This window comes from Enterococcus sp. 2G9_DIV0600 (assembly GCF_002140615.1).
GTDB classification, from domain to species: Bacteria; Bacillota; Bacilli; order Lactobacillales; family Enterococcaceae; genus Enterococcus_D; species Enterococcus_D innesii.
The window spans coordinates 1,147,686-1,159,459 of sequence record NZ_NGLL01000001.1; the positions used below are offsets into that span (position 1 = coordinate 1,147,686).

General features: G+C 43.2%; 10 protein-coding genes. 9 read left to right on the plus strand and 1 reads right to left on the minus strand.

Features of this window, described 5'->3' with window-relative positions; genetic code table 11:
- Positions 1-31: 31 nt before the first annotated feature.
- On the minus strand, positions 32-691 hold the full coding sequence (locus A5870_RS05500) for a hypothetical protein (RefSeq protein WP_086292068.1): 660 nt from the start codon (positions 689-691) through the stop codon (positions 32-34).
- 320 nt (positions 692-1,011) lie between these two features.
- Between A5870_RS05500 and A5870_RS05505 the strand changes: the two genes are divergently transcribed.
- The 9 genes from A5870_RS05505 to A5870_RS05545 all read left to right on the plus strand — a co-directional run bounded on the left by A5870_RS05505 (position 1,012) and on the right by A5870_RS05545 (position 11,683).
- Positions 1,012-1,383 (plus strand): MarR family winged helix-turn-helix transcriptional regulator, encoded by a 372-nt coding sequence (locus A5870_RS05505; RefSeq protein ID WP_081118156.1) that lies wholly within the window; start codon positions 1,012-1,014, stop codon positions 1,381-1,383.
- A gap of 171 nt (positions 1,384-1,554) precedes the next feature.
- Positions 1,555-2,667, plus strand: coding sequence for an NADH-dependent flavin oxidoreductase (locus A5870_RS05510; protein ID WP_086292069.1), 1,113 nt, complete (start codon positions 1,555-1,557; stop codon positions 2,665-2,667).
- A gap of 170 nt (positions 2,668-2,837) precedes the next feature.
- Entirely contained in the window at positions 2,838-4,148 is a 1,311-nt protein-coding gene (locus A5870_RS05515) for an ABC transporter substrate-binding protein (protein ID WP_086292070.1), read from the plus strand.
- A gap of 30 nt (positions 4,149-4,178) precedes the next feature.
- The gene (locus A5870_RS05520) at positions 4,179-5,063 is read left to right on the plus strand and encodes a carbohydrate ABC transporter permease (RefSeq protein ID WP_170924026.1); all 885 of its coding nucleotides are present in this window, start codon (positions 4,179-4,181) and stop codon (positions 5,061-5,063) included.
- Positions 5,064-5,084: 21 nt separating this feature from the next.
- Positions 5,085-5,900 (plus strand): carbohydrate ABC transporter permease, encoded by an 816-nt coding sequence (locus A5870_RS05525; RefSeq protein ID WP_074932078.1) that lies wholly within the window; start codon positions 5,085-5,087, stop codon positions 5,898-5,900.
- 241 nt (positions 5,901-6,141) lie between these two features.
- The gene (locus A5870_RS05530) at positions 6,142-7,188 is read left to right on the plus strand and encodes a hypothetical protein (protein ID WP_170920121.1); all 1,047 of its coding nucleotides are present in this window, start codon (positions 6,142-6,144) and stop codon (positions 7,186-7,188) included.
- Between the two features lie 227 nt (positions 7,189-7,415).
- Positions 7,416-8,252, plus strand: coding sequence for a BglG family transcription antiterminator LicT (licT, locus tag A5870_RS05535; protein ID WP_010747835.1), 837 nt, complete (start codon positions 7,416-7,418; stop codon positions 8,250-8,252).
- A gap of 115 nt (positions 8,253-8,367) precedes the next feature.
- Positions 8,368-10,239 (plus strand): beta-glucoside-specific PTS transporter subunit IIABC, encoded by a 1,872-nt coding sequence (locus A5870_RS05540; protein ID WP_086292072.1) that lies wholly within the window; start codon positions 8,368-8,370, stop codon positions 10,237-10,239.
- A 16-nt stretch (positions 10,240-10,255) separates the two neighbouring features.
- Positions 10,256-11,683: a 6-phospho-beta-glucosidase gene (locus A5870_RS05545; RefSeq protein WP_086292073.1), complete on the plus strand. Its 1,428-nt coding sequence runs from the start codon at positions 10,256-10,258 to the stop codon at positions 11,681-11,683.
- The last annotated feature ends 91 nt before the right edge of the window (positions 11,684-11,774 follow it).

The following is an 11,774-nucleotide window of genomic DNA, read 5'->3' on the forward strand; positions in this document are numbered from 1 at the left end:
ACGAAGCACGCTTCGTTTCCCTGTTTTTCGTTTATTGAAGTACTTCTAACATCACATCTCGTTGGTCATCGCTGACATTTCCCGCATAATTCGGCGTGATCAAAGATAGACCACCCTCCTTATTTGTAAATAGGTACAGGTTATGGCTAAAATCAGGATTTCCATTGGAAGTGATCCCTTTTGCAAAGGTCAACTGAGTGTTCACTTTTACGGTGCGAATCTCATTGTTTTTCGCAGAAAACACGCGAATCTCTTTTGTTGCGATCGTATCGACTTGTGCTTCATAGCTTGCGCTGTCGCCGATCGAAATGATCAATGGGCTCGTATTTTGAATCGTGACAGTATCTGGTACATTGACGCCATGGAAATAAAAAGTCAGTGAAGGGCCATATTGGGAAAGATCAACGGCATATGGAAACTCGTTGATGGATGGTGAGCTTGCTGTTGTTTGACTCGAATCAGAGTGGTCCGTCGATTGCTGGCTTGTGGTCGAAGGTTTTGAAGTAGAGGTTGACGCTAAGGAATTGCTTTCAGTCGTTTGCGTCGACGTGCTTTGTTTGCTTTCAGTAGACATCTGACTCTGGCTTAGCTCGCTGGTTGACTGAGCAGTATCTTTTTCGTTGTTACAGCCTGCCAAAAGCCCCAAACTGACGAGCGTCAGTGCGCCAATCAAAGAAATTGTTTTTTTCATCGTTTGCTTCATCCTTTCCTTAGAATACTAGAACATCTAAAACAAGCAAATCATTGTGTCGGAATGCACAATTTTGCTGATATAGTGTTGAAATATTCTTTGGTGTTAAAGTTATTGTAGTATAGAATATTGAGAAAGAACAGGAAGTTTTTGCTGAATATTTCATCCTTGCTATCATAAAAAACTCATTAACGTCCGCCGCAGCTGGCTAGTTTTGTATAATAAAGTGTCAGCCATACTGGCGAAGCTTTCTGGCGGCTTGCGTAACGCAGGGATCTAGATTAAAATACCTTGGTATAGAAGAATGGGTGGTGAAGAGGATGGAAAAAGAACGGATGGGGCAATGGCTAGCCTTTACGAATCAGCATCAAGCGATTGAAGCTCGCTTGGAGCAAGTTCTCAAAGCAGAAAGCAATCTGTCTTTGAATGAGTATTACGTACTTTATTACTTAGAAAAGACCCCCAATCATAGCATGCGCCTCAATGATTTGATCGCTCATTTTGATTTGAGTCAAAGTGCGATGTCACGCATGATCATGCGCATGGAAGACAAGCTGTGCGGTGTGATCGAACGGCATTCTTGTCAAGATGATAAGCGAGGGATCTATATTGATTTGACCCAATTAGGGGAAAAGAAACTGCAGCGATCAAAAGTCGTTTTTGAAAAAGTCTTGGAGGAAATGATGGACTAACGAAGGTTTCACTTGTTTTCTCATTGATTCTTTTGTAATATAGATGCATGTGCATGTATATTTTGGCAAAAGAGAAGAAAATGCACCAATTTGCTTTAAGGATCTCCTTAGAAAACCAAGCCAATCAGATCTACAAAGCGATATGAATCCAATGGAAAAGGTGGGAAACCCATGCGAAATGTAACAGATAAAGCAACATTTAAGCGCGGATTGCAGTTGAAAAATCGAATTATCATGGCACCAATGACGACCAAGATGTCCTTCTTTGATGGGGTGATTACGAAAGATGAGTTGGCATACTATGGCTTACGCTCCGGGGAAGTCGGAGCAGTCATCACAGCGGCAGCCAATGTCCAAGAAGATGGCAAAGGCTGGGAAGGGGAATTAGGCGCTTACGACGATGCCTTTTTACCTGGATTAAGCACATTGGCTAGCACCATCAAAACCAATGGGACCAAAGCCATTTTACAGATTTTTCATGCCGGTCGGATGACGGATGACTCGGTTCTACGAGGTACACAACCGATTTCTGCCAGCGCAGTTGCAGCTGAACGACCAAATGCCCAAGTTCCCCGGGAAGTTACGGTGGCTGAGATATTAGCGATTATTGAAAACTTTAAAAAAGCTACCGAACGGGCGATCAAGGCGGGGTTTGATGGCGTAGAACTCCACGGAGCCAATACGTATTTGATCCAACAATTCTTTTCTCCTCACTCAAATCGTCGGTCCGATGAATGGGGTGGCTCACTAGAGAACCGTTATCGTTTTATTGAGAAGCTCGTCGATGAAGTGTTGGAAACAGTAGACCAATCAGGTGTGAAGGAGTTTATCGTCGGTTATCGGTTTTCTCCGGAAGAATTCGAAGAACCAGGGATTCGCTTTGAAGATACGTTGTTCTTAGTAGACCAACTGGCAGAAAAAGGTTTAGACTATCTGCACATTTCTCTTGCGGATTATACCCGTAAATCGATTTCAAAAGCGTACCAAGCAAAATCGATGTTGGCGTATGTCTATGAAAAAATCGCTCAGCGGGTTCCTTTGATTGGTGTAGGGGATGTCCGAACGTCGAAAGATGCCGCGGGCTTGCTAGAACATGCAGACTTTGTAGCAGTGGGCCGGGCATTGTTGATCGATCCTCATTGGGGACAAAAAGTCTTAGACGGTCAAGATGCGTTGATCCGCACCACGGTTTCTACTTACGAACGTGAGGAACTCGTATTACAAAACGGCGTTTGGGGTTTTATGGAAAACATGATGCCAGATCGCCTAAATGAAGAAAAATAAGCAGACAACCACCTTTGCCTTGGGCGAAGGTGGTTTTTTGATAGAAGGAGAGGAACGATCCGATTATTTTCAATTATGAACATCATTCTTTATAATTGATGTAATGGTAAGCGTTTGCTTTATTTTTATGCTGATGGGGATGAGGAGAGAATCATATTGGAGGGAGAAAAATGAAAAAAAGTAGCTTGTTTTTGCTAGTAATTGTCACAGGGGTGTTGTTCGCTGGTTGTGGAGGAAATCAAGAAACAGCAGATTCACAAGATTTTGCCAGTACAGATGAGAATACGCTGACTGTTTGGGCTTGGGACACAAATTTTAATATTCCAATTATGGAAAAAGCTGGGGAATATTACAATGCGGACAATGATGCAATCGACCTTAATGTCCTCGAGATGTCCAACGAGGATACCAAACAAAAAATGGTTTCATCCTTTACTTCAGGGGTCTCCGAAGGTTTGCCAGACATTGTTTTGATGGATGACTATGATGTGCAGAACTATTTGCTGAACTACGAAGGAAAATTTGCAGAATTATCGGAAGACATCGACTTTGACCAATTTGCTCCTTACAAAGTAACGAATGCGACCTATCAAGAAGGCGTTTATGCGGTTCCTTTTGATTCAGGTTCTGCTGGACTCTACTACCGCAAAGATTATTTAAGTGAAGCGGGGATCGATGAAAGTGAACTCACCAATCTAACCTGGTCCAAATTTGTGGAGATTGGTGAGACAGTCAAAGAAAAAACGGGGAAATGGTTCGTTGCGTTTATTCCAAATCGCGGCACTCATTATATCCAGATGGCGATGCAGTCAGCCGGATTATGGTATTTTGATGAAGACGGAAACATATTTTTGAAAGACAATCCTGCTATTCGTGAAATGCTGCCGATCCTGAAGACGATCGAAGAAAAAGAGTTGGCAAAACCAGTAGATTATTTTGCGCCAGAAGGGATCGGTGCAGTGACGAGTGGAGAAGTGGCAGCAGTCAATTCAGCCATCTGGTTTTCAGCGACGATCCGCTCCGCAGAAGATCAAAAAGGAAAATGGGGCTATACGAATCTTCCTCAATTAGAGGCAGTGTCTGGAGCGACACCTTACTCGAACTTGGGTGGTTCTAGCTGGTTGGTGCTCAATGACTCACCAAATAAAGCGTTGGCCATTGATTTTCTCAAACAAGAATTTGCTGGAAATGATGAATTCTATCAAGAGATTTTAGTAGAAAATGGGGCAGTGGGGACTTACCTACCCTCACAAGAAGGAGAAGCTTATCAATATGAAGATCCTTTCTTTAATGACGCCCCAATCTATAAAGATTTCTCCAGTTGGATGGCGGACATCCCCGCCGTTGATTACGGGGTAAATACCCAAGCGGCAGTAGATGCCTTGCGTGGGGGAATGCAAAGCTATTTTGATGGTGCCATGTCCTTAGATGACATGTTGACGGAAGCAGAAAACACCTACAAGATGCAAGTCGGCGAATAGCCGACTTGTGTTACTTAAGGAGTGATGAATATGCAAAATACGATCAGAAAAAAGAGCCCCAAAAACCAACAAGTCTGGGGATTTATTGGCCTTTCTTTAGTATTCAGTAGTGTCTTTTTGCTGTATCCCATCGTCTATTCCTTATACCTTTCCCTGCATCGGATGCAGGGACTGCAATCGGTTTTTGTCGGCTTCGGCAATTACCTACGCATGCTGCAGGATACGATTTTTCAAAAAGCTTTACTCAATAATTTTATCTTTCTGATCTTTCAAGTACCGATCATGGTGTTGTTGGGTCTTCTGCTAGCGTTTGTTTTGAACACGCCGAAACTTGTAGGACGCTCCTTCTTTAAATTAGCGTTGTTTCTACCCTGTGTCACCTCGTTGGTTTCCTATGCAGTTTTATTTAAAATGATGTTTCAAATTGGCGGGATCGTTAATCAAGGGCTGCTGAACATTGGCTTGATCACGCAACCGCTAGATTGGCTAAATAATCCGCTTCTAGCAAAACTGACCGTTATTATTGCGTTGTGCTGGCGTTGGACAGGCTATAACATGATTTTTTATTTGGCAGGATTGCAAAATATCTCGGATGACACCTTAGAAGCTGCTGCGATCGATGGAGCGGATGGGTTTCAAAAGTTCTTTTTCGTAGTGATCCCGCAACTGAAGCCGGTGATCGTTTTCACAACCATCACCTCCACCATTGGGACGATCCAGCTCTTTGATGAAGTGGTGAATCTAACAGGTGGTGGCCCATCCAATGAGACGTTGACTGTCGCCCAACTGATCTATAATCACTCCTTTGTCTATACGTCAAACTTTGGGTACTCGGCTACGCTTTCTTGGGTCTTAGTGATCATCATCGCTCTTTTATCTGTGATCCAGTTGAAACTCTCGAAAACGAATCAATAAAAGCGATAGAAAGGAGCAGCTATGAAAGTTACTTTAGGTGGATGCATCAAATATGGATTTTTACTGATCGTCTCATTTTTTTCGATTTTTCCGTTTTACTGGATGATGGTGGGCTCTACCAATACCGCCAATCAAGTTGCCGAAGGGAAGCTGACTTTTGGGAATCAGTTAGCAAGCAATTTTCAGGTGCTGTTCAGCAATTACGACATCCCATTGATCATGTGGAATTCCATCAAGATTTCATTGATCACCGTCCTCGTCAGTCTACTGGTCACTTCTTTGGCTGCCTTTGGATTTGAGAAGTTTCGAACGCGGGCGAGTGAAGGGATTTATGCGGTTTTTCTGTTATGTATGATGGTGCCACTGGCAACTTTGGTGATCCCTTTGTTTAAGATGATGGCAGGAATGCAGCTAGTCAATCAGCACGTGGCGGTCATTTTGCCTTTGGTCAATAACCTGTTTCTGATTTTCTTTTTTCGCCAGAACTTCAAGTCTTTTCCTGACGGTATTTTAGATGCGAGTCGCATCGAGGGGGCAACAGAGTACACGATATTTTTCCGAATCGTTTTTCCTATGATGCGCTCGACCTATGCTGCCGCTGCCATCTACGCCTTTATGAACGCATGGAACAGTTATTTGCTACCCTTGGTCTTTTTGCAAACGGAAAGTCGTCAAACCATGACATTGCTGATTTCCAATTTATCGTCAGCCAGTTACGTACCAAATTATGGCGTTCAAATGCTGGCGATCGTGATTGCAACGATCCCAACGTTGGTATTGTTTTTGTTTATGCAAAAAGGTTTTGTGAAAGGCATGACCGGTTCTTTGAAACTATAAGTAGCAATAACCAGCTTGGCTACTTCTCCAAAAGGTTGGGGAAGGCTTAACGCAGGGGGTGAAATAGCTTTCCCCAGATAAAAAACAATTGCAGTGAGAGGCATTATTTTAATAAATAGTCAAACAATTCAGAATCATTCATTTTTCTTACAAAAAGATAGCGCAAGTCGAGTTGATTGATAAAAAAACAATCAGTTGTTAGACTGAATACAGGTTAAAAAAACAAAAAGGGGATGTAATGATGAAAAGAGGATTCAGAAATTATTTAGGTTCAGATGAGCGGGAGGCAGGCTACAATTTGTCTTGGGGGTCTATCTTTGCAGGGGTCGTAACATTTATCGCATTGTTCATGACACTGTCAATGATTGGCTCAGCAATCGGTTTTGGTTTGGTGGAACCAACATCAAATAATCCATTAGATGGTGTGGGTACAGGATTATTGATTTGGACAGTCATTACCTTTGTCTTGGCATTATTCGGTGCAGGTTTTGTTTCAGGTGTGGCGGCTCGACGTGTTGGATTGGTTCATGGTTTCTTAACATGGGCAACCAGTATGATCGTGATGATGGTTATGCTCTCTTACTTAACGATCGGTGCATTTTCTGTAGTCGGTTCACTTTTAGGAAACGTTGCTTCTGCTGTTGGCAGTGGCGTTGAAACAGTTGCCTCAGGTGCTGGCGATGTCGCTTCAAAAGCCTTCGATGAAATAACAGGAAACATGGAAGACGTCAACACAGATGAATTACAAGCGAATGTCAATGATGTTTTACAAGATACCGATGTTCCGGAATTGCAACCAGACTACTTGCAAAACCAATTGTCTGACGCGACAAATGATATCAAAGATGCTGGCAAAGACATTGCAACGAATCCCAATGATGCCGACAAAATCATTGATGATTTAGCAAGTAAATTGCAAGACCGTGCTACAACGATCGGTGATTCAGTCGATAAAGAAGCAATCTCAAATGCAGTGGCTCAAAACACAGAGCTAAGCCAACAAGAAGCAGAAGAAGCAACGAACAATATCGTGAACGGCTTACAAGATGCTTCTGATGAAGCGCAAAAACAAATCGAAAATGCACAACAAAATCTTGAACAAGCCAAACAAGACATTGACCAAGCAGTGGAAGACGCTCGTCAAAAAGCGGAAGAAGCAAGTGATGCAACAGCCAAAGCATCCATTTGGGGCTTTGTGGCAATGGTCTTAGGACTCGTTCTTACGTCAATCGGTGGTATGGTGGGTGCAAACTTAGTCAAAACTGCTGACCACGAAAATCGTATCTAATTCATCTCTCACAAAGAGAGTTAGTGAGCCATAAACCAGTTAACAGCGTTCTGCCAAAGACTCAAATGGCAGCAGCGCTGTTTTCTGCTTTTAAACAAGCGGTTAAAAATCCCCATTGACGAGTGATTTTTCTCATGCTACACTGGCTCTGAGGATTGTTACCGCTTTAGGTGGGCTATACCTATTTTTTTGTGTGAAGAAATCTAAAGAAGAATAGGGTCGTTAAAATGAACGTAACAAAAGTGATCAATAACAACATTGTGATTTCTGAGAATGAGGAAAAACAAGAATTGGTCGTCATGGGCAAAGGCTTAGGCTTTAAGAAAAAGCCAGGCGATGTGATCGACGATACCAAGATTGAAAAAGTCTATCTCAGTACACAAGAGTGGAATGTCACAAAACTAACCCAATTACTTTCTTCTATCCCTATCGAACATATTCAAGCAGCGAATGAGATCATCAGTTTTGCAAAAGTTTCCCTTGGGAAAAAATTGAGCGAAAAATTATTTCTGACGCTGACCGATCATATCAATTATGCTATCGAGCGCTATCAAAATGGCATGGAAATCAAAAATGCCTTGCTATGGGAGATCAAGCGGTTTTATAACCATGAATACCTCATTGGCAAAGAAGCGTTATCGATCATCAAAAATCGCTTGGCGATCGAGCTGCCAGAAGATGAAGCCGGCTTCATTGCGCTACATATCGTCAATGCGGAGTTGGATATGGCGCAGGTCAGTCAAGTATCGGAAATGGCGAAGATCATTCAGCATATCCTGAACATCGTCAAATATCATTTTTCAATGGAGCTTGATGAGTATTCATTGAACTACGAACGCTTTGTGACCCATTTGAAATTTTTTGTGCAGCGCTTATTCAGCGGAACAAAGCTCGATGATGCAGGAACCGGCAGTTTTATTTTTATGTTGAAAGACCGCTACATGAAGGAATATGCGTGTGCACTGAAAATTAGCGACTACATCAACAAAGAATTCGGTAGACCGTTAGAAGAAGACGAATTGATCTATTTAACTATACACATCAAACGAATAACAAGTGCTTAGGATTGTTACTGGATTGCAGGCTATACCTAAATGAACTCCCAAGGGGTTTGTTTAGGTATTTTTTTATGGTTTGACACACAAAAAGCAAACGAAAGACCAAAATAGGAGGAACGACATGAATTACAAAGAGTTAGCAAAAACGATCATCACCAATGTTGGCGGGGAAGAAAATATCCAAAGCTTGACCCATTGTGCGACCCGCTTGCGGTTCAACTTGAAAGATGACAGCAAACCCCAAGAAAGTACTTTAAAACATACACCAGGGATCATGGGTGTGGTCAATAAAGGTGGGCAATACCAAGTAATCATCGGCAGTGATGTTGGCAATGTCTACAACGAAATCACTGCCCAAACCAATTTAAACAGTGACCAAGAAACAGCAGAAGACGATCGCGGACGTGTGGCAAAAGTCATCGATACGATCACCGGGATCTTCACCCCAATCTTGCCAGCCATCACAGCAGCTGGGATGCTAAAAGCAGTTCTTTCATTGCTGGTGGTCTTTAATGTTTTGACGGCAGAAAGTCAAAGCTACCAAATCCTAAACTTTATGGCGGATGCGGCGTTCTACTTCTTGCCTATTTTGCTGGCTGCTTCTTCTGCACAAAAATTCAAAGCCAATATGTATTTAGCTATGATGGTGGGGGGGATTTTACTCCATCCGAACTTTATCGCAATGGTGACAGCAGTCAATGAGTCAGGCGGCGGCATCCATTTGTTCGGCTTACCGATTTCACCAGTGAGTTATTCATCATCGGTGATTCCAATCATCTTAAGTGTTTGGTTTATGTCTTATGTTGAACCGATTGCCGATAAAGTCTCACCAAAGGCAATCAAATTCTTTAGCAAACCGTTGCTAACGATCTTCGTCGTAGGAACAGTCGCATTAGTTGCTTTAGGCCCGCTAGGCTACATGATCAGTGAAGCGATCTCTGCAGGGATCCAAGCCCTAGAAACGGTCAGCCCATGGATCGTTCCATTACTGATTGGTGCCTTCACGCCATTGTTCGTGGCAACTGGTACCCATTATGGGTTAGTGCCTATCGGAATCAATAATCGAATGACTGCCGGCTACGACACAGTGATCTATCCTGGCATGCTGGCTTCAAACGTCAGTCAGGGAGCTGCAGCTATCGGCGTTGGTTTCAAATCAAAAGATTCTACGATCAAACAATTGGCATTTTCTGCTGGTCTGACTGGGCTATTCGGTATTACTGAACCGGCGTTGTATGGGGTCAATTTGCGGTTTAAAACACCTTTGTATGCAGCAATGATCGGTGGCGGATTTGGTGGTCTATTTATGGGAATCATGCGTGTTCGCAATTTCTCAGGCGGTTCACCAGGCCTATTGACTTTGCCAAGCTATATCGGCGATGACACCTTACGCCATTTGACCAATGCCTGTATCGGTGCCGCAATCAGTATTGTGGTCACATTTATTGCGACATTATTCTTATACAAAGACCCTGTTACAGAAGAAGCACCTGAAGCAACACCGGCAGACAAAGCGCAAGAACCCGCACATCAAATCAGCGGCGCAGAGATCAAAGCACCTTTAATAGGGGAACTAAAAAGCTTGCAAGCAGTCAATGACGGCATGTTTTCGGAAGAGATTCTTGGCCAAGGGGTAGCGATTGAGCCAACCGTCGGAGAAGTGCTAGCTCCAGTAAACGGGACTGTCACAGCAGTCTTTGATTCAAAACATGCTATTGGCTTGACTAGTGAGGAAGGCATTGAACTATTGATCCACGTGGGGATCGATACAGTGCAATTAAATGGTGAAGGCTATGCCTATCAAGTAGAAAAAGGGCAGAAAGTATCAGTTGGTGACCCATTAATTACGTTTGATATCGAGTTTATCAAAGAAAAAGGCTATCCAGTAATCACGCCGATCGTTATCACCAACAGTGCAGAAGTGGGGGACATTTTGACGGCAAACAGTGGTCCGATCACATTTGGCGATCAAATCATCAAAGTGATCGGCTAAAAAAGGAGAAGAAGACATGGGATTTCCAGAAAACTTTTTATGGGGCGGCGCAACAGCCGCCAATCAATGTGAAGGCGGGTTTGATCAAGGGGGACGTGGACTTGCTAATGTCGATGTAATTCCGACTGGCAAGGACCGCCGAGCAGTCATTACCGGCAAGCGTGAGATGCTTGCCTTTGAAGAAGGGTATTTCTATCCGGCAAAAGAAGCGATCGATATGTACCATCATTTCAAAGAAGATATCGCCTTGTTTGCGGAGATGGGCTTTAAAACCTATCGTTTATCGATTGCTTGGTCAAGAATTTTTCCGAAGGGGGATGAAGAAACCCCTAATGAAGAAGGCTTGCGCTTTTATGAAGAACTTTTTTTAGAGTGCCGTAAATACCAAATCGAGCCCTTGGTGACGATCACGCATTTTGACTGTCCAATCCATCTGATCAAAGAATATGGCGGTTGGCGCAACCGTAAGATGATTGCCTTTTACGAAAACCTTTGTCGGGCGATCTTCACTCGATACAAAGGATTGGTGAAGTACTGGCTGACCTTTAACGAAATCAATATGATCTTGCATGCCCCATTTCTCGGTGCAGGGCTGACCTTTGCTGTAGGCGAAAATGAAGAACAAATTAAATACCAAGCTGCTCATCATGAGTTAGTCGCTAGTGCGTTGGCAACAAAAATCGCCCACGAGATCGATCCAGAAAACAAAGTAGGCTGTATGCTGGCAGCGGCTAGTTATTATCCTTACAGCTGCAATCCGAAAGATGTCTGGGAAAGCAAAAAAAGCGATCGCGGCAACTATTTCTTTATCGATGTGCAATCGCGAGGAGAATATCCAAATTATGGTTTGAAGATGCTAGCGGAAAAAGGAATCACTTTGGAACAAACCGCCGAAGATGCGGCTTTATTAAAAGCCCATACCGTTGATTTTATTTCCTTTTCTTACTATGCCTCTCGGGTCGCTGCTTCAGAAGATTCCGGTGTTGAGAAAACGGAAGGCAACTTGTTCCCGACCATTAAAAATCCGTATTTAGAAGCGTCGGAATGGGGCTGGCAGATTGATCCGCTTGGTTTGCGGATCACGATGAATGATCTTTATGATCGTTACCAAAAACCGCTTTTCATCGTCGAAAATGGTCTAGGAGCGGTGGATACACCAAACGAAGATGGAAAAATCAATGATGTGTATCGCATCGAGTATTTACGTGCGCATATCGCTGCGATGAAAGAAGCCATTGACCAAGACGGTGTGGAACTTTTGGGCTATACTTCATGGGGCTGTATCGATTTGGTTTCAGCAGGAACCGGAGAAATGAAGAAACGCTATGGCTATATCTATGTCGATCGCGACAATGAAGGCAATGGCACATTAGCCCGCAGCAAGAAGCAATCTTTTTATTGGTACAAAAAAGTGATTGCCTCAAATGGAGAAGATTTGGCTTAAGTCAGTTAACTAACGATTATCATTAAGGAAAGAAACGCCAGCGGAACAGAACTGCTCATGGAAGCAGTCTGGTTCTGTTGGCGCTTTTGTT